Origin of the sequence: Thermococcus litoralis DSM 5473 (genome assembly GCF_000246985.2) — an archaeon.
In the GTDB taxonomy this organism is placed as follows: Archaea; Methanobacteriota_B; Thermococci; order Thermococcales; family Thermococcaceae; genus Thermococcus_A; species Thermococcus_A litoralis.
In genome coordinates this window covers 425,362-449,820 of record NC_022084.1, presented here as the reverse complement: position 1 = coordinate 449,820, position 24,459 = coordinate 425,362, and the positions used below count along the sequence as shown (strand labels likewise).

Here is a 24,459-nt window from a genome sequence, read left to right as displayed (position 1 = left end):
GAAACGGAGTAAAGAACACAACGGTTGCGGTAACAGTTTTATGGAAATCCTTTTAATTAGTTTGAACCATTACGATTTACAGTACAAAGAGCGGAGGCAGCACAATGTGCGGTATAATCGGGTATATTGGAGACAGGGAAGCTGCTGAAATTTTAGTGGAAGGGCTTAAAAGACTGGAATACAGGGGATACGACTCAGCTGGAATTGTAACTGAACAGGGAGAGCTTTTTATAAAAAAAGGGGCTGGGAAAATAGATGAGCTTAAAGAAAAGCTTAGACTTCACGAAATGCCTGGCAACAGGGGAATTGGGCACACGAGATGGGCAACACATGGAATTCCTAACGATATCAACGCCCATCCCCATACCGATTGTACTGGAAAAATAGCGGTTGTTCACAATGGAATAATTGAAAACTACCTTGAACTTAGAAGCGAGCTTGAGAAAAAAGGCCACACGTTCAAGAGCGACACTGATACAGAAGTGATAGCGCATCTAATTGAAGAAGCTTTAAAGGACTCATCTACCTTTGAAGATGCCCTCCGCAAGGCGTTGTTGAAACTCAGGGGTTCGTTTGCCCTTGGCATAATGTATGCTGAGGACAAAGAGCATCTATACTTTGTCAGAAATGAAAGTCCGCTCGTCCTTGGGATTGGAAACGGGGAGATGTTTGCTGCCTCCGATATTCCTGCATTTTTACCTTACACGAATAAAGTTGTGTTCCTGGATGATGGAGAGTATGCAGTGGTTAGCAAAGATGCATTTACAGTGAAAGACCTTGGGACAGGAAAAGAAAAGAAAAAAGAAATCCATGAAATTAATTGGACCCTTGAAATGGCTGAAAAACAAGGCTACCCACACTTCATGCTTAAGGAAATTCATGAACAGCCAAAGGCTGTGAAGGAAGCAATTTACGGCAACTTGGAAACAATAGATCAAGTTGCTAAGGAGATAGCCAAATACGAGAAGATATTTGTTGTGGCTATGGGGACCTCTTATCATGCAGGAATTGCCGCCAAATACCTCTTTCAAAGACTGGCAAACAAACCTGTCCTTGTTGAGGAGGCAAGCGAGTTTAGGTATGAGTTTGAGAACATAGTTGACGAAAATTCCCTTGTAATCGCCATTACTCAAAGTGGAGAAACTGCAGACACTCTGGCGGCAATAAGATTGGCTAAAAAGAAGGGTGCAAAAGTTCTAAGCATTGTTAACGTTGTTGGGAGCATGGCTACTAGGCTGAGCGACCTTGTAATATACACCCATGCAGGTCCGGAAATAGGAGTAGCGGCAACAAAGACGTACACAACCCAGCTTACCGTTTTGACAATGCTTGCAATAGCACTAGCCAAGATACTCAACACAGTGGATGAGGATTATCTTAAGAAACTCGAAGCTGAGCTTTTGGAACTTCCGAGGTACATTGAGGCTGTGCTTGGATATGAGAACAAGATAAAATCCCTTGCTGATGAGCTGGTAGACAGAAGAGATTTCTTCTACATAGGACGGGGGATAAGCGTTGCAACAGCTCTTGAGGGTGCTCTAAAGCTTAAGGAAATCAGCTATATCCATGCGGAGGGTCTTTCTGCTGGAGAACTTAAGCACGGCCCCCTAGCTCTGATCGAAGAAGGTGTTCCGGTTGTTGCCATTGCCCCAAGCGGAAAGACATTTGATAAGATGGTCTCCAATATACAGGAAGTCAACGCAAGAAAAGGGCTTGTAATCAGCTTGGGAGACAATGAAGAGCTGGAAAAAGTTAGCGAAGTCTTTTTGAAGATGCCAAAAATAGATGAGCTTTTAAGTCCTGTTGTGTATATAGTACCACTTCAATTGCTTGCTTATCACCTGGCTGTGTTGAGGGGTAACGATCCCGATAAGCCGAGAAATCTGGCAAAATCTGTAACCGTAGAGTGAGGTGATATAAATGGTTGAAACAAAAGTTAAGGAAAAACCAAAAACTAAGAGTGAGAAGCCTTCCTCTCTAGATTTTTCAAAAATCAGGCTTTACCTTTTCCCTATCGTGGTTGTTATCGTTGCTTTTATTGGTTATAAGATTAGAGCAGCAACTGGGCAAACAAAGTACTTCATAGACCCGGATACCTTTTATCATTTTGAGATATACAAGCTCGCGATAAAGGAGTGGATTCCCAAGTATTACTCTCTGGCTAACGCACCATTTGGTTCTCTCATTGGGGAACCCCTTGGTTTGTACATAATTCCAGCTTTACTCTACAAGCTCCTCTCTGCATTTGGGTTTGAAGTGATAAAGGTCTTCAAGATGTGGCCTCCGCTTGTTGGATTTTTCAGCATAATTGGAGTTTACCTCCTAGGGAGAAAACTCCATTCAGAATGGGCAGGACTTTGGGGGGCTTTGGTTATGATGTTTTCAGTTGCCCACTGGACAAGAACCTTCTCGGGAAACGCCAGAGGAGATGGACCGTTTTTGATGTTCTTCATCTACGCAGTTCTGTTCATGTTCTACTATCTTGAAGCCAAAGAGGTCAAGAGAAAATCACTTTTTGGTGCTCTATTTGTGCTCTTTGGAGTTTTGATGCTCTCAGTATGGAACGGCTCCCCATTTGGTCTTATGGTTCTCTTGGGCTTTGCAAGCCTGTACGTGATTGTATCATTTGTTTTCGGGAAAGTTGAAGACGTCAAGAAGTTTGCCATAGAATTTTATCCAGCTTATGTTGGAATATTGCTCATTGGCTATGCATTGACTCCGAGTGGGATTGTGAAGGTTGGAGGACACATAAAGTTCGCCTTTGAAGTTTTCCTTGGACTGGCACTACTTACGACGATAATGCTCTACGGTGGCAGATATCTAAATTATTCCGACAAAACACATAGGTTTGGAGTTGTTGCAGCGATAGTACTCCTAGGCTTTGCTGGAGCTTATCTTTACGTTGGGCCTAAGCTTTTCTCCCTTATGAGTGGAGCATACCAATCAACTCAAGTTTATGAAACTGTCCAAGAGCTTGCAAAGACGGAATGGGAGGATATACAGAGGTATTACTCGGTCAAGGGAACCGATGGGATAATTTTTCTCCTCTCACTTGTCGGAATTGCAATAGTTGCGTTTAGATTTTTGAAAGCCTTAAGCCAAAACAAAGTCGATGCAAAGAATTTGTTCCTCTTGGTGTTTTACGGACTTTCAGTATATCTCATGTGGACAGCGGTGAGGTTTTTATTCCTTGCCTCGGGCGCAGTTTTGCTAACCTTTGGAATTCTCGTGGGGGAGCTCTTTAAAATAGTGGAAAACATGCAGGAAAAAGTTTCAACAAAAGCCCTCTATGCTTTCTTGTTGGTCCTCCTCTTTATTCCGATTCCAATAGTGGGAGCAAACACAACTTACAACTCGGCAAAGGTTAGCGGTGAAGCTGTAAGCCCGAGCTGGGAAGAAACCCTTAAGTGGCTTAGAGAGAACACAAACGAATACGATACGGCAACTTCTTGGTGGGACTACGGTTATTGGATTGAAAGCTCTCTCCTTGGAAACAGGAGGGCAAGTGCGGACGGTGGTCACGCGAGGGACAGGGACTATATAATTGCCCGCTTTTTGGCAAACGATGGCAGCAAAAGTGAAGTTGATTTTGAGAGCTGGCAGCTTAACTATTTTATTGCTTGGATTCAAGATTGGGCCAAATTTAACGCCATAAGCTATCTTGGAGGGGCAATAACAAGAGACGAAAGAGATCATCGTGGTATGATACTTCCATTTACTCAAAAAATAGGTGATAATGCTTTTTACAGTCCATATGGCATTCAGCTTCAGATAGTGGAACAAGAGGAACAGAAAAAGGTGATAATCTTAGCTGGCAACCAACAAGGGGAGCCAGTGCAGACAATAATCATGCAAACTGGGGAGATCATAAACGGAAAGGGAGACTTTCCATATGTGGCTTATGTCTTCCCCAACTATGCAGTGGCAGTTTACTACAAAGTTGCAGCAAGCAACTTCCTAAAGCTTGCGTTTGGTATACCTGTCAGCTCCGAAGCAGATTTTGCACAAAAGTTGCTCTCAAACTTTAGGCTTGTGAAGAATACTGGAGATCTGGCAACTTATGAATTCGTTCCATTTGGAGTGTATAGGATTGAAGTTTACAAGAATGATACATGGACGCCAGTGTCAAAGCTTATTCCTGGGGAATACAAGGCTAAGCTCTACATATCGGCATTTGGAAGAGACGTTAAAGATGCCACCATAAAGCTCAGGGCTTACAATGGAGATAAGCTCATAAGTGAGCAGATTATAGCGCAAAACGTTAACATCGATCATTTAAACGAGACGCCGATAGAAGTTAGTCTCAAAGTCCCAAACGCTACAAAGTATCAGCTTGTCCTTGTTCAGAAAGGCCCCGTTGGAGCTCTTACAGAAGCTCCAAAATTAAATGGCAGGATTGTCAGCCCAATAAGAGTTTTAAACGATGGCCAAAGTGGAGAACTTGAGTTAAGGGCTGGGTTCAGAAAAGACTACTCCAACTTAGAGCTTTACCTTAGGGCTACAGTTATATATCTTATCAGAACCGAGGGAGAGAACAGAGACGATCCAAAAGCCGCATTTGAGCCTCACATGGATATAATCCATTATGAAAAAATTGCCAGTGGCTTAAGCACATCAAACAGGGAACTTTACTTCAAAGGTCAAGCAAGTTTTCCAGAAGTTATCCAGCCTTATATAGAGAAGCTCAAGAATGAATATGGGGATAAGGTTGAAATAAGGGGAATAAGAGTCGAACCGGTGTTTATAACAGACAAAGAATACATAATATACGAGGGGTGATTTTTGCTACTTTTCTCATTTTTGCTATTTTGGAAGGAAAGATTTAAAAAGCAAGCATCCTTCCCTAACTTGATGACTCGATGAACGATGAAGTTTGGAGGGATGTGAAATGGCAAAGCCAAGTTACGTGAAGTTTGAGGTTCCAAAGGAGCTTGCTGAGAAAGCCCTTGAGGCTGTTGAGATTGCAAGAGATACTGGAAGAATTAGAAAGGGTACAAATGAGACAACAAAAGCCGTTGAGAGGGGCCAGGCAAAGCTTGTAATAATTGCTGAAGATGTTGACCCGGAGGAGATCGTTGCTCACTTGCCACCCCTCTGTGAGGAGAAGGAGATTCCCTATATCTATGTTCCAAGCAAAAAAGAACTTGGTGCTGCCGCTGGTATTGAAGTTCCAGCTGCAAGTGTTGCTATAATCGAGCCGGGTAAGGCTCGTGAACTCGTTGAGGAAATTGCTATGAAAGTAAGGGAGCTCGCCAAGTGAGCTCCCTTTTCCTCACTCTCATAACTAGGCGAGCTTTCATGATTATAATTGAATTAGAGGTGTGAGAGATGTCAGATGAGGGATACCCTGCAGAGGTTATCGAAATTGTAGGAAGGACTGGAGTTACCGGTGAGGTTACTCAAGTAAAGGTTCGCGTTCTTGAAGGAATGGACAAGGGTAGGGTAATTAGAAGAAACGTTAAGGGGCCAGTCAGAATTGGTGACATAGTTATCCTCAGAGAGACAGAAAGAGAAGCAAGAGAGATCAAAGCAAGAAGGTGATGTAAATGGCAAGATGGAATGTCTGCTCATATTGCGGAAAAGAGTTCGAGCCAGGAACAGGAAAGATGTACGTCAGAAACGATGGGAGAGTCTATTTCTTCTGCTCAAGAAAATGCGAAAGATACTTCTTTATGGGTAGGAACCCAAGAAAGCTCAAATGGACAAAGGCTTTTGAAGAAGCAAGGCTCCAGAGAGCCAAAAAATGACTCTTTTTATTTTTTAACCTTCGTCAGAAGTTTTAAAAAAGAAAAGAAACTTTCACTCTGCAAAGGTTATTATTTTAAGATCAATGGGCCTTCTAACCACATTGCTTTTTCTTGCCCCGATTAGGTACTTGATTCCCTCCTCACTCACTATGTCTATTAGCCTCTGAGTTATGATTCCGTTAAATATTATTGTGTGTACATTTTCTTTGTCGTTTAGAGAGGTAAGTAGATCTCTCACTGGTATCTCTGCGATTACGTTCTTGTTTTCATCTAGGAGAATTGCTGTGGAGTCCTTTTTCACTTTTTCAATCCACTCTTTAAATTCATCAAGCTCAGGGGCCTTAGGCGGCTGTATTGGCTTTACAAACTTTTCTTCTCTTGCTGGAGGTCTTGCTTCAACTTTTGTTTCTCTTATGGTTTCTTTTTGAGGTTCAACGGCTTTTTCTATCTTTGGCTCTACATGTTGGGGCTGGCTAGCTTTTTGCTGTTCTCTCTCCTTAACAAGTTCGTAGAAACTCTTTCCTTTAGCAAAGAGCTCGTTTATAACCTGTTCTGCTGGAACTTTACTCCTTAGGGACTTAATTATTTCTTTCTTTGTCAGCTCCTCGACCTCTTTTCCTTCTGGAGCTCTGGCAACATAATCAATGTCTGCAACTTGAAGGAGTTCCTTAAGTATGAGCTCTCCTCCCCTATCTCCATCGGTAAATGCGGTTACGATTCTCTCTTTGCTGAGTTTTATTATCGTCTCCGGCACTGAAGTTCCTTCAACGGCTATGGCGTTTTTGATTCCATGTTTTAGAAGGTTAAGCACATCCGCCCTTCCTTCAACAACGATTATCGAATCTGAAAACGGCACGTGTGGGCCAGCCGGAAGTTTCTCTGGACCATATTCAATAAGCTCCTTAGCCCTAACTTCCTTTTTAACTTCTTCAGTAATCTCTTGTGTTTCTGGAATTTCTTCCTCCATAAGGGTCTCAAGTATCTCTTTAGCTCTTTCTATGATGTATTTTCTCTTCGTTGCCCTGACGTCCTCGATTCTTATTACCCTAATTCTGGCCTCGGAAGGTCCTATCCTGTCTATTGTTTCTAGGGCAGCTGCTAGTATTGCCGTTTCTACCCTATCCAAGCTAGAGGGTATTGTTATTGTTCCATAACTTTTTCCAGCTCTTGTGTGAACGTCAACCTTGATCCTTCCTATCCTTCCAGTTTTTTGAAGCTCCCTTAAGTCCAGATCATCTCCAAGTAAACCTTCAGTCTGCCCAAAAATAGCACCTACGACATCAGGCCTTTCAACAATTCCGTTTGCTTCAAATTCTGCGTGGATTACATATTTTGTTGTTCCAAAATCATCCTTTGCAGCCATGCTATCACCTTCTATTCCTTTCTTTTTTAACATTCTTTGCTTTTCAAGCAAAATCTGCTGGATTGTAGTCTTTTTTCTCTTCAATCCATACCCCTCCCTTCCGGGGGTCAGAAACGGAGATCCCTAACACGGGTGTAAAGGGAGTACAAGTCTTCAATGCCCTTAATGTCTTTTTTTGCTATTTTCTTGAGTTCCCTTCGTGTTTCTGTATCTACTTTGCACTTATACCCTTCCAAATATCGGGTTAGTTTTTTTGCGAGCTCTTCACCCTTTCTGTCGAAATCTGTCAATATCATGACATCATGATAGTGAGAGGCTATTAGAGCAATCTCCGCCAGTGGTAAGCGGGAAAGCCTAATTATCTCCGTTTCGACCCCCAATTTTCGTAATGCCACCTCGTCTCGCATTCCCTCTACGAGGATAACACCTTCAAACTCTCGCAATTTGTCTATAAGTTGTTCGAATCTTTTATAATTTTCGGCGTACATATCGCCGTCATGATGATGAGAGCTCGATAGTATTATAAAGTTTTGGGAAGTGAGGACTCTATAAAGTGTTCACTTTGTTTAAATTCGTTATCCTATGACAAGAGTATGTGTAAATGTATGTTACATGTTTTGTTATGTATTTTTAACCATTTTAATAGTAACAGATTTGCATATTTATACAGTCGATATAACATTACAATTAGAAAAGGGACAACTAAACTCGATAGGAAAAAATTTATATAGGTCTTTGGCTATTTTACAAGATGAATATTATTTACGAAAAAACAGGTGATTAAAAATGGTGAAAGAAAGAATGGTAGAACTTTTGCAAGAACACTTTGAGCTGAATTTATATGAGGCTAGAGCATACGTTGCACTAGTTGGCTTCGGAGTTCTTACACCTGCAGAGCTTGCAAGCGTTTCCGAAGTGCCAGCCCCAAGAACTTACGACGTTTTGAGGAGTTTGGAGAAGAAGGGATTTGCATTAAGCCAGCCCGGAAAGGCCAACAAGTACAGACCAGTGCACCCCAAAAACGTTCTTGAAAAGTTTATTGAAGACTGGCAGGTCAGAGTAAAAGATGAACTTGAAGCTAAGAAGAAGAAGGCCAAGGAGGAACTGTTAGAACTCATGACACCGTTAATAGAAACAGAGGTTCCTAAATACGGAGTAGAAAGAGTCTGGGTGGTCAGAGGTATTAGGAATTCGACCCTCAAGACTCAAGAAATGTTTGAAGAAGTTGAAAAGGAAATACTGCTGGCAGACAATGGTTACATTGCAGCGAACCTCGATGAGGAAATAGCAAAAGCCGTCGATAGAGGAGTTAATGCAAGAATAATAGTATCCAAACACGTGCTTCCAAGAATCGAGACATCAAAGATAATGGACTACTACAAAGAAGGAAAGCTTGAGCTTAAAGTACTTGACAAAATAGAGCTCCCCATGTTAATTTGTGACGAGGAAGTGTTCTTTGCTTTAGAGGACTTGGCTGCTAGATATTTCAACTACGAGACCCAAGTGTGGATAAAGGACTTTAGAGTAGTCGAGCTCTTTAAAGGAAAGTTCAACGAATATTGGGAAAAAGCAGAGAAAGCTTAAATGTATTTAAATTCTTCCTCTTCCTTGCTTTTTTCTTTCAACTTCCAAAAGACTTTTCCGTCTCTTTCGATGCTTTCTATCTTCCCCTGCTCCAGAAGTCTAAGCAAGAATCTTCTGGTCTCAGCTAAGCTCAAACCACTTTCTTTTGCAATTTCTTCTGTTGTCATTTCCCTTGTTAAGGTATTCAAAATCCTCAGGTGTTTCATTTTATCTCCTCCATTTTCTTGTATTTTTCCAGCAGTTCCACTATCATTCCCATAACCTCCAGGTGCTTTTTTAACTCCTCTATATCATCGGGGAGTTGGTTTGCCAATAGTCTTAGTTTTCCTATAAGGCTCTCTTCAATACTCTTTAGTTCGACTCTTTCCTCCCTTTTTCTATGCTCACAAATCGGACAAAAAACCTTTCCGTTCAGTTCAAAGAGAGGAGAACCGCATCTTGGACAGTGCTTGTCAAGCATCTTTGCTCCGGACAAGAGAAGGGGGGTTATTATCTCTCTAATCTCCTTATCACTTAGCGCCATTTTACTCACCCATAAGCGCTGTATAGACTTCAATTAAAGCTTTCTTTCCGAGTTTTGACCTTTTTATCCTATCTGAGATTTCCGCTATGTCGCATGCTATTATTTTGAAGTTTTTCTTGATTTCCTCTATGAGTTCTAACAGCTCCCCTAGGGTAAGCTCTCCGTGCTGAAATCTAGCAATTTTATATTCGGGCTTTAAAACGTCCATATCAACCGTTAGATATACCTCCTCCCCAAGATATTTCCGCATATCGGCAATTATCTCCTCTGTTGGAGAGATTTTTAGGCTTTTGTATGCTTTCCATTTTCCCCTTATTTTTCTGGTTCTTGGAAGTGCAGGAAAGATTTTAACTCTTCTCGTCCATAAACTCGTCCCCTCAGTGGTGGGTATCATTAATACAGACCCAATCACCGCCGCTCTGTTCACCACTTTTTCTTCCAGAGCATAAGCGAGCCACGAACCATGATCAAGGTAGTCATGCATTAAGTCAGTATGAGCGTCGATACTTATTATAGAGGGGGGCTTTATCCTTTTGATTACTCCATAGGTTGCCAAATGCTCCCCAATAATGTAGCATTTATCCAGGGGTACTCTGTCTGCGAGGAGCTCTACATTATTCGATTCAACAATCATAAACTCCTCTATTAGTTTGTTCTTTTTTAGCAAGTCTATAGTGTACATAACCCCCTCTTTATTGGGCTTCTCTCCGAAAGGGATAAATGTAACCATTTCTTTCCCCGGAGCTATTTCCGACTCATCCCTTTTAAATTTATAGCTGATTAGCCTTTGATTGCAGGGGAGTTAAAGTTAAAAGCACCCAATTTGATGTTAATTTGAAGATCATTGGGAGGTAAGTCAAGATGATCCTGCAGGTAGCGCTTGATCTGACTGATATCGAACAGGCAATTTCTATAGCAGAGAAAGCTGCTCGTGGTGGAGCTCATTGGCTTGAAGTAGGGACCCCTTTAATAAAGAAGGAAGGCATGAGGGCTGTAGAGCTGATGAAAAGAAGATTCCCGGATAGAAAAATTGTGGCAGATTTAAAAACAATGGATACTGGGGCTCTTGAAGTTGAAATGGCAGCAAGACACGGTGCCGATGTGGTCTCAATACTTGGAGTTGCAGATGACAAGACGATAAAAGATGCCGTGATGGTTGCAAGAAAATATGGGGTAAAGGTAATGGTTGATTTAATCGGGGTTAAAGATAAGGTAAAAAGAGCTAAAGAGCTTGAAAAAATGGGTGTGCACTACATTTTAGTTCACACTGGGATAGATGAGCAAGCTCAAGGGAAAAACCCTCTGGAAGATTTAGAAAAAGTTGTAAAGGCTGTAAAAGTCCCAGTTGCTGTGGCAGGCGGCTTAAATCTAGAGACAATTCCAAAGGTTATTGAGGCAGGAGCCACTATTATTATCGTTGGTGGGGCAATAACAAAGGCAAAGGATCCCGAAGAAGTCATTCGGAAAATACTTGATCTATTCTGGGGAGAGTACATGGTTACCATAAGAAAAGCGATCAGGGATATTACCGAACACATAAACATGGTTGCTGATTCCTTAAAGCTCGAACAAGTTAGGGGAATGATAGATGCCATGATAGGTGCCAATAAAATCTTCATCTACGGTGCCGGAAGGAGCGGTTTGGTTGGGAAGGCATTTGCAATGCGCTTGATGCACCTTGACTTTAATGTCTACGTGGTTGGTGAAACAATTACTCCTGCTTTTGAGGAGGGTGATTTGTTAATCGCCATCAGCGGAAGTGGTGAAACAAGAACTATAGTGGATGCAGCTGAAATCGCAAAGAAGCAAGGGGGAAAAGTCGTTGCAATAACCTCCTATAAAGACTCAACCCTTGGAAAGCTCGCCGATGTTGTAGTGGAAATCCCAGGTAGGACAAAAACGGACATTCCAACAGATTACATTGCAAGGCAAATGCTCACCGAATACAAGTGGATCGCCCCGATGGGAACGCTGTTTGAAGACTCAACGATGCTGTTTTTGGACGGTATCATAGCACTACTAATGGCGACATTCCAAAAAACCGAAAAAGACATGAAGAGAAAACATGCAACCTTAGAGTGATACACATGGCTTCTTTTCCCCATATTTTTGTTGGGATTGGGAATAATGGAGGCAAAGTTGTTCAAAACATCGATATAGAAGGGACTCCAAAGATCGTGATAAATCCGACATATTATCTACTTGGAAAAGCGTCTTTTCGTCAAAATCTTAAGAATTTGTTCTGGAATGTCCCGGACGATGCAATTTTATGGTTTATACTTGAGAATAAACCAATAAATATCGAAATAATGCAGGTCATTCTTGAATATGTACCACGAAAACCCCCTAAGTTGGCTTATGTCCTTACTCCTCAGAAGGAGCTTGTTAATGAAGAAAAGCCCCAATGGGCAGAGGAGTTTGATACAGTATTTTATGACTCATTGTGGGAATTCCTAGATGAATACACATCCTCTTCGCTTGGATCCGCATTTCAAATGGCAGCAAAAAATATTGGATTGATGTTCACTAGGCTCTACTACTACCTGGAAAATCAAATGCTTGTGAATGTTGACTACGCCGATTTCTTTAATATGATAAAGGGGAACAACGTAGGCATACTCCGTCTTTTAAGGAAGGTTGATTTCGACTGGCATTGGGGAATATGGGATAGAGGCTTGGTAAACATTTTAGTGGGTGAGAAAGTCCCTCTGAGTTATGCTCACAAAATACTCAGCACATTTCAAGGTCTCTTAAAAGAAAAAGACATAATATGGGGGATAAAAATGGAGGAGGGTTTAGAGGAGCAAGTGGAAATCCTCTCACTTCTAGTTAAGAGGTGGTAAAATGGATGCAATATTCTTTGACATAGATGAAACCCTTTTAAGTGAAAGACCACTTGTGATGCTATTTCTCCCCCAAGTTTATGAAAGGCTCTCAAAGAAGTTAGGGATTTCTAGAGGGGATGCTAGGTTAAAATTCCTCAGAGAGCTCTCTGAGAAACGGGATACGTATGAATGGCATGACTGGAACTTCTTTTTCGAAAGTTTTGGCTTGAATTTTAAATACGAGGAGCTCTTGAAGGCATATCCCCACAAGATCCGCGTTTTTCCTGATGTAAAGCCGACTCTGGAATGGCTAAGAGAGGAAGGATATAAGCTCGGTGTAATAACAAGTGGTCCAGAATATCAGAAGCTAAAACTAAGGATAGCAAAGCTTGATAAGTACTTTGATGTAATTGTGACAAGGGAAGATGTAAAAACTGTAAAGCCTGACCCTAAAATATTTTTATATGCCTGCGAAAAATTAAATGTAGAGCCTAAAAATGCCATGATGATTGGAGATAATCTGCATCAAGATGTCTACGGAGCAAAAAATGTTGGAATGCTTGCAATATGGATCAATAGGGAAGGGTTGGAGGATTATAACTTTGCAGACTTTGAAATTAGGAGCCTTCATCAACTGAGAAAAATCTTGGGGGGTTTAGGATGAAGGAGATATTCAATAAAGAGGGAATTTTTGTAAAATATAAAGAAAAGATTGTAGAACTTGAGAATGGTGATAAGCTAACCCATAGGCAGGAATCTCCAACGGAACTTTGGTGGCTCCTCAAAGAGGCAATAAAAGGCAAAAAAGTCAAAATCATAGCGTATGAAATCGAGGAATGAAAGATGATAGGGCATCTAATAAACACCGACATCTATGGGAGGAATGTCTTAAAGCTTTATCTTGAATATCGCAGAGATAACTTTGATTTTTTGAGAAAAGCTACTTCCTTATTTTTAGAAAATCTCGATAGAGTTTTGGTTGTTTCATGTTTCCCAATTCCACCAATGCAGATAGCTGAAACGGATGGTCCACCAGGAGCTTTAGCAATTTACAGAACTGTTGAAAAGTTAGGGGGAAAAGCCGAGATATTGACATGTAAAAAGATTCAAGAAGCTCTTAGAGATTTTAAAGTTAATTTTGCAAAGAATCCTACCATTGAGGATTATTCTCTTTTGATAAGTGTTGAAACCCCGGGAAGAGCCAAGGATGGAAAGTACTACTCAATGAGTGCTTTGGAAATAGATGTGCCTCCTTTTGATGAGCTATTCTTAAAAGCTAAAGAGCTTGGCATTCCCACAATTGGAATCGGTGACGGAGGAAATGAAATAGGGATGGGGAATATAAGGGATTTAGTCTGCAAGCATATAAAATTTGGAGAGAAGATAGGTAGCGTTATTGAAGTTGATTCTTTAGTTCTTTCTGCAGTGTCCAACTGGGGGGCTTATGGGTTAATCGCTCAGGCATCTATTGAGCTTGGGAAAAACATGATAGCTGGTTGGGATAATGAGGAAGAAAAGATTTTGAAGGCTTTGGTTTCTTCGGGGATTATAGATGGAGTTACCAAGAAACCCGAGCTCAGTGTTGACGGCATCCCTCTTGAAGTCCACAAAAGCTTTTTAATTCTGCTTAATTCAATTGTTGAGAATAAAATCGGGTGAAAGACATGAAGCTTGAGGAATACATAAAAGACAAAGGGAGTATAGAACTAATCAAAAAGGCCGAAGGATTAGCTAGGAACTTCTTTGAGCGAGAGGGAACACATGGATTTTCCCACGTGAAAAGGGTCTTCAACCTCTGCTTGCATATTGGTGAAGCAGAGGGGGCAGATCTGGAAGTTTTGGCTTTAGCTGCTCTGCTTCACGATGTTGCCAGACCTCTAGAAGACAAAGGAATTGTTGAAGACCACGCTAAGGAAAGCGCAAAGATTGCTCGCAGGTTTTTAACCTCCCTTAAATACCCGAAAGTTGATGAAGTTGTTCACGCAATTGAGGCACATAGGTTCTCAAGGCCTCCAGAGCCTAAAACGCTTGAAGCAAAAATCCTCAGTGATGCGGATAAGCTTGACGCAATAGGGGCCATAGGGGTTGCGAGGGTTTTCATGTATTCAGGAGAGCACGGAAGGGATATAGAAACTTCCATAAAGCACTTTGAAGAGAAAATACTAAAGCTTAAGGATTTAATGTATACAAAAACCGCAAAGAAATTAGCTGAAGAGAGGCACAAATTTGTGGAAGAGTTTATTGAAAGGCTTCTTAAGGAGATCGAAGGGGAGCTTTAGGGGCTAATATTCGGCTTGGGTTTTCTTAATTTTGACTCTTTTGTTAATGGGATAAGGTTTTTAAATAACATCTGCAAAAGAGTGTTAGCTTATGTTCATTTTTGCAAATGACTGGGAGGTGAGCTGATGAAAGCGCCAATCTGTGAGGTGTGTTTAAAAACGGAGGACATTTTGTGCCCGGCAGATGAAAAGAAACTCCAAGAGGGTCTGATTTCTGAACTTGATGTTAAGATTTCAAGGATGCTCTACAAACTCTTGGGCGACGCTGACGTTGAGTTTAAAAAAGCTGTTGAGGCCGGGGATTTGGTAGTAATAATGGTCGGAGAAGGAAACGTTCCTCTTGTCATAGGGAAAGGCGGTAAAAATATCAAGCTTCTCATGAGGGAACTCGGAAAGAGAGTTAGAGTAATTGAAGGCAGGGAAATTAAAGGCACCGATGACCTCAAGAAACTTGCCACAGACCTTTTATATCCTGCGGGAGTCTTTGGAGTTAACGTCGTCTATGCTCCACAGGGGCAGTATTACAAAGTGCTTGTGATAAGAAGGGACAAGCAAAAGCTTCCCGAAAGGCAGGAGATTTTGGAGAATATCCTTTCAAAGATAGCTGGTACCGATGTTAAGATATCCTTCATCTGATTTCTAATTTTTGGAGGTTTAAGCATGTACCGAACCCATTATTCGAGCCAAATAACCGAGGAATTACACGGGAAGAAAGTGAAAGTTGCGGGATGGGTTTATGAGGTCAAGGATCTCGGTGGAATAAAGTTTCTTTGGTTGAGGGACAGAGAGGGCATAGTTCAAGTTACAGCTCCAAAAAAGAAGGTTAATGAGGACATTTTTACTCTTATTCCAAAGCTTAACAGTGAGGATGTAGTGGCTGTTGAAGGTGTTGTCAACTTTACCCCTAAAGCCAAACTTGGGTTTGAAGTTATTCCAGAGAAGATTGAAATCCTAGCAAAAGCTGAGTCTCCCCTTCCTTTAGACCCTACGGGCAAGGTTAAGGCCGAGCTTGATACAAGGCTCGACAACAGATTTATTGATCTAAGAAAGCCTGAAGTCATGGCAATATTCAAAATACGCTCAAGTGTTTTTAGGGCAGTAAGGGACTTCTTCTATCAAGAAGGGTTCATTGAGATTCACACCCCTAAAATAATAGCCACAGCCACAGAAGGTGGCACGGAGCTCTTTCCCATGAAGTATTTTGAAAGAGATGCATTTTTAGCCCAATCTCCACAGCTTTATAAGCAGATTATGATGGCTTCTGGATTGGACAGAGTGTTTGAGATAGCCCCTATCTTCAGAGCAGAGGAACATAACACAACCAGGCACTTAAATGAAGCTTGGAGCATTGATGCTGAAATGGCCTTCATAGAGAGTGAAAAGGAAGTTATGCAGCTCCTTGAGAGACTCGTTGCCTATGCGATTAATTACGTTAGAGAGCACAACGAAAAGGAGCTCAAGATTCTAAACTTTGAGCTTGAAGAACCAAAGCTTCCCTTTAGAAGGATTACCTATACGCAAGCTCTTGAAATACTTAAAGACCTTGGAAAAGAGATCCCCTGGGGAGAGGACATTGATACAGAGGGAGAGAAGCTGCTAGGGCAATATATCAAAGAGACCTATGATGAAGACCTCTACTTTATCTACCAATACCCGAGTGAAGCAAAGCCCTTCTACATAATGAAGTATGATGATAAGCCCGAAATCTCAAGAGCATTTGACCTGGAGTATCGGGGTGTGGAGATAACCTCTGGAGGTCAGAGAGAACACCGCTATGAAAAATTAAAGGCTCAAATTGCCGAGAAAGGCTTGAATGTGGAAAGCTTTGAGTTCTATCTTAAAGCATTCCGCTACGGTATGCCGCCTCATGGAGGATTTGGTCTCGGGGCAGAGAGGTTGCTCAAGCAGATGCTTAACTTGAGCAATATCCGAGAAGTTATACTATTCCCAAGGGACAGAAGAAGGTTAGAACCATAAGAGCTTTATATCATTTTATCTTTTTATGATTTTAGGAAACAATTTGCTGGAGGAGGAAATGATGAGAAAGTTAACTTTGATATTAATTGCGATATTAATCGGGTCAGTACTTCAGGTTCCTCTGTCTTTAGCTGTAGAAGTGCCGCAATCTTCGATCGATCTAGAGTTGGATGGAAAAGAAGTTGTTTTAGAGTGGGGAAAGTATGAGATAAAAATAAAATATGAAGATGAGTTCTTAGAGTATAAAATAAGTGGTATTAAAGCAATAAAAACAGTGCCATCTGGCACAAAAGTTTGTGTAGTTTATGAGGATCCAGATGATAAAAAGGTTTACACTGACAGACTTAAACATGGAGATGATTGTAAAGGTTCAGATGTCATGTTTTGGATCCAGGCGTATTATTCCACATATACAAAAAAGATGTATGTAACTCTAGGGAGTCCATTAACTGAAAAGCAAGAGGTTTCTATGGAAGAAAAAGATAGTGAAACTCTTCAGCATTCAGTGAAAATTCGAGTTGATGAGATAGATGAGGATGATAAGAAAGTGACCGTAGAGGTTACTATGCCCGATGGACAGAAGGTTAAAAAGACTTTGGAAGATGACGATTATGAGGAATTTGATGTCAAAATAGGCGATTATAAATACAAAGATTTTATGAGACTATTAGTTACAGATGTAGGCTCCAAAGACGTTGATTTTGAAGTGCTTTTCCCATCTTATCCTGTACTTACCCTTAAAGTTGAGTCTGTTGAGGCAGAAACAAGTTCTTCGGAGACGACTCAAGAAGCTACAGAACTTGTCTATAATGATATATTGTATGAAGGGGAAATTCTTACGATAAACAGCAACGGTACAGCAATGTATAAACTGAAGCTCAATTCTGTAGGCTATTATTCAAGCTTCTCCTTATTTGATAAGAACAACAAACCAGTAAAAGCATTCAAAGTAAAAGAGGGAGCAAGTTATCAAGTCTCTGAGGTGCCTCTAAGAGTAGAAATTCCTCCAAATACTGTTGATTTGGAATACAAACGAATACAACTAAGAATATATGCACCCCAAGGATTTGAGATTCCATCCCTTATTAGAGAAGCAGAGATAAAAATAGGACTAAGTGTTAATACGAATAAGGTGCTCTTAGATGGGGATGAGATAATAGTTTTCATTAACGTTGAAAATCAGGGGAGAGGCAAGGCATTTGATGTTAAGGTTGTTGCCCCGATTCCCAGTGGATTTGAACTTAAAAGTAACGTTGGAAGTTGGAATCTTAAAACCCTCTACTCCTTTACTGAAATGCCAGTGTTAGTATATGCATTAAATCCGACACAAATAGGTACCTATAAACTTGAACCAGCAGTTGTAACTTATTACAATGAAGCCGGAGAAAAGAAGGTCGTAAAATCAAATACAATAAATCAGATCATCGTTTATGGCTTGCCAAAACTCTCTTTGAGTGGAGAAGCCTTCAACGGAACGTGGAGCACCTATGTCCACACACAAGAAAAGACTGTCAAGCTTAAGTTTACAGTCTCTGCCGAAGGTAAAGACGCAAAATACGAATTCATAAAAAATGCTACGATTAAATTACTTCTCCCGGATAGCCTCGATGGGGAGACAGAGCTCTTTGTTGGAGACCTTAAAGCCGGGGAAACCAAAACTTTAGAAAGTGAGTATGCAATCTTAAAGCCAGATAATGCCATAATAAGTGCAATGCTAGTTTACCAAGACCCACTTGGCAAGTGGCATGAAGAGAACTTTGGAAATCTTGTGGTAGTTAATTCCCTCCCACCGGCAGTGGAGATTAAGGAAGTCAAAGTTTACCCATCTCCCGAAGAGCTTCCACAATACGTAAACTCAACGTTAGCAAAGTTGGACAACAAAGCAAGGGAAGTGCTTGCGGAGAAGCTCAATAACATAACTATCTCTTATCTGCCACCATCAGAAAAAGGCATCAACTGGTGGCCAATCTTAGCTATCTTGTTCCTTATAGCTTCAGCGGTCTTGGCGTACAACTACATGGACCTGAAATCAAAATATGAGAAAGCCCTTAAAGAGCTTGGGAGGAGGGAGAGGAGACCCGGAGGGCTTCCAAAGAAAGAGGAGACATTAAAAGTCGAAGAAAAGGCTGTTGAAGAGACACAAACTTGAACCTCTTTTTTCTTAAACCTTTATATATCCTTTTTGTTTGTTATTTTTGGGATGAGAGATGTTCAAGTATAAGCAAGTTATGGTAGTTAGGTCAGATTTGAAGCTCAGCAAAGGCAAATTAGCAGTTCAAGTGGCTCATGGAGCAGTTACAGCGGCTTTTAAAGCTTACAAAGAAAAGCCAGAATGGTTTAAAGCCTGGTTCAACGAGGGGCAGAAGAAAGTTGTCGTAAAAGCGGAGAACGAAAGAGAGCTTTTTGAGCTAAAGGCTCAAGCAGAGAATCTAGGGATTCCAACGGCATTAATAAGGGACGCAGGCTTAACGGAAGTTCCGCCGGGAACGATAACGTGTTTGGCAATTGGTCCAGCACCAGAGGAGATAGTTGATAAGGTTACTGGAAACCTAAAACTTGTGTGAGTGATGAAAATGGACTATAAAGAATTTTTTAGTCATTTCAAATATTTAAGCTCGTCTCCTGGAATAGGGGGGAAGATTAAAACCTACCCAGAGGATTTCATAGTGAAGGAAAAAATTCCAAAGAGCATTTTTAAAGGGAATAAGTGCTTGATATACCTCCTCAAAAAACGGAACTGGGAAACAATGGCTGCTATAAAGGAAATAGCCAAGAGAGTTGGTATAGATTACAAGCAGATTGGGTTTGCCGGTACTAAGGATAGGCATGCGGTAACTTATCAGTACATCAGCATCTGCACTGAAAACTCGGAAGAAATAAAAAAGCGTCTTGACTCTTTAGAGATTTCGGACATTTCATTGGAGTTTGCGGGATATGGAAAAAGGCTAAAACTTGGCATGCTTCTCGGGAATTATTTCCAGATAACTGTGAGAGACGTTAATCCTGATACCGCTCTAGAACGTACTAAGGAGATTTTGGCAGAGTTAAAAGTCAAAGGGGGCTTTCCAAATTATTTTGGCTACCAGCGCTTTGGTGAGAAAAGGGTTATCAATCATGAGGTGGGAAAGCTTCTGTTGAAGGGAAATTTTGAAGAAGCAGCGTTTAAGTTTTTGGGAGAATATACAGGTGATATGATGGGCGATGAAGCAAGAAGGAACTTCTTGAAAAGTGGCGATGTTGAAAAGGCATTGGAGGAGTTTCCCAACTTTTTAAGGTATGAAAGGGCTATGCTTTATAAATATAAGGAAACAAAAAGCTGGAAAAAAGCCTTTGCAGTTCTCCCAAGGCCAATAGTGAGAATATTCATTCACTCTTATCAGTCTTATCTCTTTAACAAAGTGCTCTCGAGGAGAATTGAGGAAGGATTACCTCTTAATGAAGCACTACCTGGAGATATTGTTTGTCAGGTAAAAAGGGGACTCCCTATAAGGAGCAAAACGTTCAAAGTTACTGAAAGAACCCTTCGCTTTGTAAATGAAAAGATCAAAAAAGGAGAGGCAATGGTTACGGGCCCTATTTTTGGATTCGCCTCGCGGCTTGCCGATGGAGAAATGGGCAGGATTGAGAGAGAAGTGCTGGAAGAGGAAGGTATAATGCTTGAGGAATTTAAAATGAAGCATCTAAAAATTTTGGCAGAGCCTGGCGGGAGAAGAGAGCTGTTAATAAAGCCTAAGAAGTTTAGATACAGGGCATTTGAAGAGGGGCTTATTTTCCGATTTTTCTTGCCTAAGAGTGTCTATGCCACAAGTGTTTTAAGGGAGATCATGAAAGATCACTAAGGTGGGAAAAATGAAAATTAGAGCGATATCCGTAGACATTGATGGCACAATAACGTATCCCGATAGAAGACTCCATGAAAAAGCCCTTGAAGCAGTTAGAAAAGCCGAAAGCCTTGGACTACCTGTGATGCTTGTTACAGGAAACAGCGCATGCTTTGCTTATGCAGCGAGCATTTTAATAGGGACAAGCGGCCCGTTTATTGCCGAGGACGGGGGCGTTATAGGGGATAAGCGCAACAACAGGATTTTTCTTGGAGATATGGGAGATTCCATGATCTTATGGAGCGAGCTCAAAAAACGCTACCATCAAGCGGAAATGAGCAACACAATGAAATTTGGGGAGAGAAGAGCAGGACTTGTGATAAAAAGAACGGTTCCAGTTGAGGCGGTTAGAGAGATCATAAGGGAGCTCGGCCTGAATCTTGTGGCAGTAGACAGCGGATATGCAATACACGTGAAACAGCCCCATGTGAATAAAGGAGAGGGGATAAGAAAAGCATGCGAGCTCTTGGGCATAAGGCCAGAGGAAGTTGCTCACATTGGAGACGGCGAAAACGATCTTGATGCCTTTAGAGTAGTTGGCTACAGAGTTGCAGTGGCTCAAGCTCCAGAAAGTGTTAAAAAGGAAGCAGATTACGTAACAAGTAAGCCATATGGTGAAGGCACTGCTGAGGGAATTTTGCACATCTTAAAGAAGTTTGGATACATTTAATCAAAATACTGCCTTGCTAGCAACTCTCTGAACTCCTCTGCTTTCTTTCTCACGTTCTCTGCAAATATGATGGCTCTTGAAACATTAACCACAATGTCTTTCCCTTTTAATTCTCTGAGAACTTCTGGGTTTCCCCCTTGTGCTCCAATGCCGGGAATTAACCATGAAAGGCCTCCACTCGCATTAGAAATTTTGCCTATATACTCTTTCCTTGTTGCACCTACCACTATGCCAATCCTTTCTGGATAGCTTTTTTCAAGTTCCTTTGCAAGCTCGAGGACTTTGTGATATACATGAAGCTCAACATCTCCGATCGATTCGTTGCTAGTTAGGAGCAGAACAAACGCATGCCCTTTCTCCAAAAACGGTATTATGGCATCTCTCCCCATGTACGGATTAACGGTTACCGAGTCAACACCAAGTTTATCAAAATATGCCTTGGCATAGGCTCTTGCAGTGTTTCCGATATCTCCCCTCTTGGCGTCGAGTATTATTGGCAAATCTGTCTCATTTTTTATGAGTTCTATTGTTTCTTCAAGTGCTTTATACCCTCTCCAACCGGATTTTTCATAGAATGCAATGTTTATCTTGTAGCCACACACCAAATCCGCCGTTTCTTTTACGATGTGCTCGTTGAACTCCATCACACTTTTGAACCCTTTGATTTTTTCAGGATCGCTGTCAAGACCAACTACTAAAATTGACGTGTTCTTGTCTCTCGCCTTTCTATATTTCTTAATAAACATCAGAACCCACCTCTATGGGCTATTCCAATTATGTCCTCAAATTTCTCGATCCCTTTTTGCCTTAGAAAGCTCTCAATACCATGCAAAATTTCAAGCGGTGTTTGAGGATCTACCATAATGGCTGTTCCTATTCCGATAAGAGATGCTCCGGCCATTGCATATTCCAAAGCGTCCTGCCAGTTCATAACTCCCCCGATGCCTATAATAGGGACTTCTAAAGCTTCCGCCACTCTAAAGACTCTCGCAAGAGTAATCGGCTTTATTGCGGGACCGCTTAAGCCACCAGTTTTGAGTTTAAGGACGGGCAGTCCAGTTTCTATGTTTATCCTCATAGCTTCTATTGTGTTCCCAATGCTCAGGGCATCGGCACCTGCATTTACTGCCTTCTTTGCTACCTTCACTATATCCGTAACATCGGGGGCTAGCTTGGCTATTATTGGCCTATCCGTCGATTCTCTTACGGCCTTTATTGCTTCTTGAGTAAGTTCCTCGTCTTTAGCCCAGATTCTCTTTCCTTCTACGTTAGGGCACGAGAGATCGAGCTCAATCACCTTTATCTCTTTAATTTTGTCCATTTCTTCCCCCAAAATTTTCCATTCCTCTGTGGTGAATCCCGCAATGCTTCCAATTTTGATCGTTTTAAGATCTTTAAGTCTTGGAGCAATGGTTCTCACAAATTCTTTGATGCCCGGATTTTGGAGTCCTATGGAATTTATTATTCCTCCATGAGTGTCAACAAGTCTTGGAGGGGCATTTCCCTCTCTTGGATTCAGTGTAATGGTTTTCAGGGTTATTGCGCCTATCCTTGAGATGTCTAGATATTGCTGGAGCTCAAAACCAAATCCCGCTGGTCCAGAAGCAAGCACAAGGGGATTTTTAAATGTTAGTCCCAGTATTTCGACGCTTAAATCCACTCCCATTGTATCTCCTCCTTTCTAAAGAGTGGCCCGTCCTTGCATACCATCTTAATGCCTTCTTTTGTCTTTACGGCACAGCTTTTGCATGTTCCTATTCCACATCCCATTACACTTTCAAGGGAAACGTATGAACCATGAGGAAGGTTTTTTAGCATTGGGATTGGACCACATGCCAAAATTCCTAGTTCCTCTGAATAGACCTCCCTAAATATGTCCACGACAGTTTTCCCGCTTTCTTCTTCTATTACAAGGATCGACTGCTCCTCCTCCTCGAAGAGCTCTCTTATGTATTTTTCTCTAAATCCATAGAGTTTTTTATAAACAAGCTCGGGATAAAGCTCTGAAAAGAAATTTAAAGGTGCTATCCCGCTTCCTCCCCCGATTAAAATATACTTCCTCCCTTTGTTGATCTTTTCAATGTACGGTGTTCCATAGGGCCCTCTTATGTAGAACACCTCCCCTACAGGACTGGAGAATATCTTTCCTGTCAATCTTCCAACACGTTTTATAAATAGGGTGAGGTTTTTGTTTTTGTAGGAATAAATGGAGAACGGCTTTGCAAGAATCGGCTCATCAAGAGCTTTTAGCATTATAAACTGTCCTGCATCCGGGCTTTCTAATTTTTTATGGAGTTTAAATTTAAAGAATCCGTAATCTTTTGCTATTTTCTTTTCTATAAGTTCTGCTTCAATCAAAGGTGATCCCCCGGTATACAATCCTGCCCCCTTTAATGGTCATTTCAACTACCCCTGGAAGTTTTCTCCCGAGGAATGGAGTGTTCTTACCTTTTGAAAATAAACTTTTCTCTGTGACTTTCCACTCTTTATCTGGATCTAAGATGACCAAATCTGCTCTGTATCCTTCTCTTACGTCTCCTCTTAGAGGAAGATTGAAGAGATTTGCTGGGTTGTAGGTAACCTTTTCTAAAAGGATTTCAAAATTGATCTCGTGTTTTTCTGCTATTAACAACAAAGATGAGAGCAGGGTTTCAATACCACTTATTCCGAAGGGTGCTTTTTCAATGTCTATGTTCTTTTCCTCAAGAGAATACGGAGCATGGTCAGTGACTATTATGTCTATTGTGCCATCAAGGAGTCCTTTTATAAGTTCCTCTTGATCCTCTTCTCTTGGTAGAGGTGGATTAACCTTTTTAAACGAAGAACGATCTTTCAGGTCTTCATCCTTAAAAAGGAGGTGATGATGAGTAACTTCAGCAGATACTGGTGCTCCTTTTTTCTTTCCTTCTCTAACTATATCCACGGAGGATTTTGTTGAGAGGTGCTGTATATGAATATGAGCTCTAGTATATCTTGCCACTTCCACGTCCCTTGCAACGGCTATTGATTCAGCTATGTCGGGGATTCCGCTTATGCCATAACGCCTTGAGAACTTCCCTTCTCTCATGGTACCTCCTGATAATTCCTTTATCTCTGCGTGGTCTAAGATTGGCTTGTTTACTTTTTTTGCGTATTTTGTAGCTTCTAAAAATACTCTGAAGCTTTGAGGAGTTGACCCATCATCACTGAAGCCTACAACGTGTTCTGCTAATTTCTCAAAATCCGTGATTTCTTTTCCATTCCTGCCTTTTGTAATTGCCCCGATTGGGAGAACGTCAACGAGCCCTATTTCTCTTGCTTTCTCTTTTACGTATCCTATTACCTTGATATTGTCCATGGCGGGATTAGTATTTGGCATAAGGGCGACAGTTGTAATGCCTCCATGAACAGCCGCTCTTGACCCACTTTCTATCGTTTCTCTGTGTTCATACCCGGGCTCTCGAAAATGAGCATGCATATCTATTAATCCAGGGATAACAAGTTTGTCCTCTGCATCGATGTCTATCTCTCCCGGCTTTTCTCGCTGAACGCTCTTGATTACTCCATTCCTGATTATTATGTGTCCCCTTCCTTTGAAACTCTTTGAGATTATCTCTCCTTTGATTATCAT

27 protein-coding genes are annotated in these 24,459 nt (G+C 41.3%); 18 read left to right on the top strand and 9 right to left on the bottom strand.

Annotation, left to right across the window (positions count from 1 at the left end; all coding sequences use genetic code 11):
• Positions 1-104 precede the first annotated feature (104 nt).
• The 5 genes from glmS to OCC_RS02350 all read left to right on the top strand — a co-directional run bounded on the left by glmS (position 105) and on the right by OCC_RS02350 (position 5,747).
• On the top strand, positions 105-1,910 hold the full coding sequence (glmS, locus tag OCC_RS02370) for a glutamine--fructose-6-phosphate transaminase (isomerizing) (RefSeq protein ID WP_004067235.1): 1,806 nt from the start codon (positions 105-107) through the stop codon (positions 1,908-1,910).
• Between the two features lie 10 nt (positions 1,911-1,920).
• A complete protein-coding gene (locus OCC_RS02365) occupies positions 1,921-4,779 on the top strand; it encodes a glycosyltransferase family 39 protein (protein ID WP_004067236.1) in 2,859 nt (952 codons plus the stop codon).
• 109 nt (positions 4,780-4,888) lie between these two features.
• A complete protein-coding gene (gene rpl7ae / locus OCC_RS02360) occupies positions 4,889-5,260 on the top strand; it encodes a 50S ribosomal protein L7Ae (RefSeq protein WP_004067237.1) in 372 nt (123 codons plus the stop codon).
• A 68-nt stretch (positions 5,261-5,328) separates the two neighbouring features.
• Complete coding sequence (locus tag OCC_RS02355; protein ID WP_004067238.1) at positions 5,329-5,541, top strand: 30S ribosomal protein S28e; 213 nt, start codon at positions 5,329-5,331, stop codon at positions 5,539-5,541.
• Positions 5,542-5,546: 5 nt separating this feature from the next.
• Entirely contained in the window at positions 5,547-5,747 is a 201-nt protein-coding gene (locus OCC_RS02350) for a 50S ribosomal protein L24e (protein WP_004067239.1), read from the top strand.
• Between the two features lie 52 nt (positions 5,748-5,799).
• On the opposite strand, the gene dnaG is transcribed toward OCC_RS02350, so the two are convergent.
• Together dnaG and OCC_RS02340 are read right to left on the bottom strand one after the other, a co-directional pair.
• Complete coding sequence (dnaG, locus tag OCC_RS02345) at positions 5,800-7,194, bottom strand: DNA primase DnaG (RefSeq protein WP_004067240.1); 1,395 nt, start codon at positions 7,192-7,194, stop codon at positions 5,800-5,802.
• Between the two features lie 23 nt (positions 7,195-7,217).
• Positions 7,218-7,598, bottom strand: a complete 381-nt coding sequence (locus tag OCC_RS02340; protein WP_004067241.1) for a toprim domain-containing protein — start codon at positions 7,596-7,598, stop codon at positions 7,218-7,220.
• Between the two features lie 298 nt (positions 7,599-7,896).
• Here OCC_RS02340 and trmBL2 point away from each other — a divergent pair, with 298 nt between their 5' ends.
• Positions 7,897-8,694 carry an HTH-type transcriptional regulator TrmBL2 gene (gene trmBL2 / locus OCC_RS02335; RefSeq protein WP_004067243.1) on the top strand — a complete coding sequence of 266 codons (798 nt, stop codon included), beginning with the start codon at positions 7,897-7,899 and terminating at the stop codon, positions 8,692-8,694.
• On the opposite strand, the gene OCC_RS02330 is transcribed toward trmBL2, so the two are convergent.
• From OCC_RS02330 to OCC_RS02320, 3 genes are read right to left on the bottom strand one after another with little or no spacing between them, the layout of a single operon-like run.
• On the bottom strand, positions 8,691-8,900 hold the full coding sequence (locus tag OCC_RS02330) for a helix-turn-helix domain-containing protein (RefSeq protein ID WP_004067247.1): 210 nt from the start codon (positions 8,898-8,900) through the stop codon (positions 8,691-8,693). The two genes, trmBL2 and OCC_RS02330, sit on opposite strands and share 4 nt — an antisense overlap.
• Positions 8,897-9,217, bottom strand: a complete 321-nt coding sequence (locus tag OCC_RS02325) for an Sjogren's syndrome/scleroderma autoantigen 1 family protein (protein ID WP_004067249.1) — start codon at positions 9,215-9,217, stop codon at positions 8,897-8,899. Before OCC_RS02325 ends, OCC_RS02330 begins: the two co-directional genes overlap by 4 nt.
• Before the next feature lies 1 nt (position 9,218).
• The gene (locus OCC_RS02320; protein WP_004067251.1) at positions 9,219-9,947 is read right to left on the bottom strand and encodes an arginase family protein; all 729 of its coding nucleotides are present in this window, start codon (positions 9,945-9,947) and stop codon (positions 9,219-9,221) included.
• Positions 9,948-10,078: 131 nt separating this feature from the next.
• Between OCC_RS02320 and hxlAB the strand changes: the two genes are divergently transcribed.
• The 12 genes from hxlAB (at position 10,079) to OCC_RS02260 (ending at position 20,849) form a co-directional block, all read left to right on the top strand.
• Positions 10,079-11,299: a bifunctional 3-hexulose-6-phosphate synthase/6-phospho-3-hexuloisomerase gene (hxlAB, locus tag OCC_RS02315; protein ID WP_004067252.1), complete on the top strand. Its 1,221-nt coding sequence runs from the start codon at positions 10,079-10,081 to the stop codon at positions 11,297-11,299.
• 5 nt (positions 11,300-11,304) lie between these two features.
• Entirely contained in the window at positions 11,305-12,060 is a 756-nt protein-coding gene (locus OCC_RS02310) for a hypothetical protein (RefSeq protein WP_004067254.1), read from the top strand.
• A 1-nt stretch (position 12,061) separates the two neighbouring features.
• A complete protein-coding gene (locus OCC_RS02305) occupies positions 12,062-12,706 on the top strand; it encodes a TIGR02253 family HAD-type hydrolase (protein ID WP_004067255.1) in 645 nt (214 codons plus the stop codon).
• Positions 12,703-12,882 (top strand): hypothetical protein, encoded by a 180-nt coding sequence (locus tag OCC_RS02300; protein WP_004067257.1) that lies wholly within the window; start codon positions 12,703-12,705, stop codon positions 12,880-12,882. The genes OCC_RS02305 and OCC_RS02300 overlap by 4 nt, the downstream gene beginning before the upstream one ends.
• Before the next feature lie 3 nt (positions 12,883-12,885).
• On the top strand, positions 12,886-13,701 hold the full coding sequence (locus tag OCC_RS02295) for a DUF4392 domain-containing protein (RefSeq protein WP_004067259.1): 816 nt from the start codon (positions 12,886-12,888) through the stop codon (positions 13,699-13,701).
• 5 nt (positions 13,702-13,706) lie between these two features.
• Positions 13,707-14,321 (top strand): HD domain-containing protein, encoded by a 615-nt coding sequence (locus OCC_RS02290; RefSeq protein WP_004067261.1) that lies wholly within the window; start codon positions 13,707-13,709, stop codon positions 14,319-14,321.
• 126 nt (positions 14,322-14,447) lie between these two features.
• Positions 14,448-14,957, top strand: a complete 510-nt coding sequence (locus tag OCC_RS02285) for a KH domain-containing protein (RefSeq protein ID WP_004067263.1) — start codon at positions 14,448-14,450, stop codon at positions 14,955-14,957.
• Between the two features lie 24 nt (positions 14,958-14,981).
• On the top strand, positions 14,982-16,298 hold the full coding sequence (gene aspS, locus OCC_RS02280; RefSeq protein ID WP_004067264.1) for an aspartate--tRNA(Asn) ligase: 1,317 nt from the start codon (positions 14,982-14,984) through the stop codon (positions 16,296-16,298).
• 25 nt (positions 16,299-16,323) lie between these two features.
• On the top strand, positions 16,324-18,447 hold the full coding sequence (locus OCC_RS02275; protein WP_148290384.1) for a COG1361 family protein: 2,124 nt from the start codon (positions 16,324-16,326) through the stop codon (positions 18,445-18,447).
• A 58-nt stretch (positions 18,448-18,505) separates the two neighbouring features.
• Positions 18,506-18,862 carry a peptidyl-tRNA hydrolase Pth2 gene (gene pth2 / locus OCC_RS02270; RefSeq protein ID WP_004067269.1) on the top strand — a complete coding sequence of 119 codons (357 nt, stop codon included), beginning with the start codon at positions 18,506-18,508 and terminating at the stop codon, positions 18,860-18,862.
• A gap of 9 nt (positions 18,863-18,871) precedes the next feature.
• Entirely contained in the window at positions 18,872-20,137 is a 1,266-nt protein-coding gene (truD, locus tag OCC_RS02265; RefSeq protein ID WP_004067270.1) for a tRNA pseudouridine(13) synthase TruD, read from the top strand.
• A 10-nt stretch (positions 20,138-20,147) separates the two neighbouring features.
• Complete coding sequence (locus OCC_RS02260; RefSeq protein WP_004067272.1) at positions 20,148-20,849, top strand: phosphoglycolate phosphatase; 702 nt, start codon at positions 20,148-20,150, stop codon at positions 20,847-20,849.
• On the opposite strand, the gene pyrF is transcribed toward OCC_RS02260, so the two are convergent.
• From pyrF to OCC_RS02240, 4 genes are read right to left on the bottom strand one after another with little or no spacing between them, the layout of a single operon-like run.
• Positions 20,846-21,595, bottom strand: coding sequence for an orotidine-5'-phosphate decarboxylase (gene pyrF / locus OCC_RS02255; protein WP_004067274.1), 750 nt, complete (start codon positions 21,593-21,595; stop codon positions 20,846-20,848). The genes OCC_RS02260 and pyrF overlap by 4 nt on opposite strands.
• On the bottom strand, positions 21,595-22,515 hold the full coding sequence (locus tag OCC_RS02250; RefSeq protein ID WP_004067276.1) for a dihydroorotate dehydrogenase: 921 nt from the start codon (positions 22,513-22,515) through the stop codon (positions 21,595-21,597). Before OCC_RS02250 ends, pyrF begins: the two co-directional genes overlap by 1 nt.
• Positions 22,500-23,207, bottom strand: coding sequence for an iron-sulfur cluster-binding protein (locus OCC_RS02245; RefSeq protein WP_004067278.1), 708 nt, complete (start codon positions 23,205-23,207; stop codon positions 22,500-22,502). The genes OCC_RS02250 and OCC_RS02245 overlap by 16 nt, the downstream gene beginning before the upstream one ends.
• Positions 23,200-24,459, bottom strand: coding sequence for a dihydroorotase (locus OCC_RS02240; protein WP_004067279.1), 1,260 nt, complete (start codon positions 24,457-24,459; stop codon positions 23,200-23,202). Before OCC_RS02240 ends, OCC_RS02245 begins: the two co-directional genes overlap by 8 nt.

Coding starts and splice junctions, on each gene's coding strand:
- OCC_RS02290 (WP_004067261.1), top strand. CDS start 13,707: ATGAAGCTTGAGGAATACATAAAAGACAAAGGGAGTATAGAACTAATC.
- pyrF (WP_004067274.1), bottom strand. CDS start 21,595: ATGTTTATTAAGAAATATAGAAAGGCGAGAGACAAGAACACGTCAATT.
- OCC_RS02365 (WP_004067236.1), top strand. CDS start 1,921: ATGGTTGAAACAAAAGTTAAGGAAAAACCAAAAACTAAGAGTGAGAAG.
- rpl7ae (WP_004067237.1), top strand. CDS start 4,889: ATGGCAAAGCCAAGTTACGTGAAGTTTGAGGTTCCAAAGGAGCTTGCT.
- pth2 (WP_004067269.1), top strand. CDS start 18,506: ATGTTCAAGTATAAGCAAGTTATGGTAGTTAGGTCAGATTTGAAGCTC.
- OCC_RS02260 (WP_004067272.1), top strand. CDS start 20,148: ATGAAAATTAGAGCGATATCCGTAGACATTGATGGCACAATAACGTAT.
- OCC_RS02240 (WP_004067279.1), bottom strand. CDS start 24,459: ATGATAATCAAAGGAGAGATAATCTCAAAGAGTTTCAAAGGAAGGGGA.
- trmBL2 (WP_004067243.1), top strand. CDS start 7,897: ATGGTGAAAGAAAGAATGGTAGAACTTTTGCAAGAACACTTTGAGCTG.
- OCC_RS02325 (WP_004067249.1), bottom strand. CDS start 9,217: ATGGCGCTAAGTGATAAGGAGATTAGAGAGATAATAACCCCCCTTCTC.
- OCC_RS02340 (WP_004067241.1), bottom strand. CDS start 7,598: ATGTACGCCGAAAATTATAAAAGATTCGAACAACTTATAGACAAATTG.
- OCC_RS02305 (WP_004067255.1), top strand. CDS start 12,062: ATGGATGCAATATTCTTTGACATAGATGAAACCCTTTTAAGTGAAAGA.
- aspS (WP_004067264.1), top strand. CDS start 14,982: ATGTACCGAACCCATTATTCGAGCCAAATAACCGAGGAATTACACGGG.
- OCC_RS02330 (WP_004067247.1), bottom strand. CDS start 8,900: ATGAAACACCTGAGGATTTTGAATACCTTAACAAGGGAAATGACAACA.
- OCC_RS02275 (WP_148290384.1), top strand. CDS start 16,324: ATGATTTTAGGAAACAATTTGCTGGAGGAGGAAATGATGAGAAAGTTA.
- truD (WP_004067270.1), top strand. CDS start 18,872: ATGGACTATAAAGAATTTTTTAGTCATTTCAAATATTTAAGCTCGTCT.
- OCC_RS02310 (WP_004067254.1), top strand. CDS start 11,305: ATGGCTTCTTTTCCCCATATTTTTGTTGGGATTGGGAATAATGGAGGC.
- hxlAB (WP_004067252.1), top strand. CDS start 10,079: ATGATCCTGCAGGTAGCGCTTGATCTGACTGATATCGAACAGGCAATT.
- OCC_RS02320 (WP_004067251.1), bottom strand. CDS start 9,947: ATGGTTACATTTATCCCTTTCGGAGAGAAGCCCAATAAAGAGGGGGTT.
- OCC_RS02250 (WP_004067276.1), bottom strand. CDS start 22,515: ATGGGAGTGGATTTAAGCGTCGAAATACTGGGACTAACATTTAAAAAT.
- glmS (WP_004067235.1), top strand. CDS start 105: ATGTGCGGTATAATCGGGTATATTGGAGACAGGGAAGCTGCTGAAATT.
- OCC_RS02355 (WP_004067238.1), top strand. CDS start 5,329: ATGTCAGATGAGGGATACCCTGCAGAGGTTATCGAAATTGTAGGAAGG.
- OCC_RS02350 (WP_004067239.1), top strand. CDS start 5,547: ATGGCAAGATGGAATGTCTGCTCATATTGCGGAAAAGAGTTCGAGCCA.
- OCC_RS02300 (WP_004067257.1), top strand. CDS start 12,703: ATGAAGGAGATATTCAATAAAGAGGGAATTTTTGTAAAATATAAAGAA.
- OCC_RS02295 (WP_004067259.1), top strand. CDS start 12,886: ATGATAGGGCATCTAATAAACACCGACATCTATGGGAGGAATGTCTTA.
- OCC_RS02285 (WP_004067263.1), top strand. CDS start 14,448: ATGAAAGCGCCAATCTGTGAGGTGTGTTTAAAAACGGAGGACATTTTG.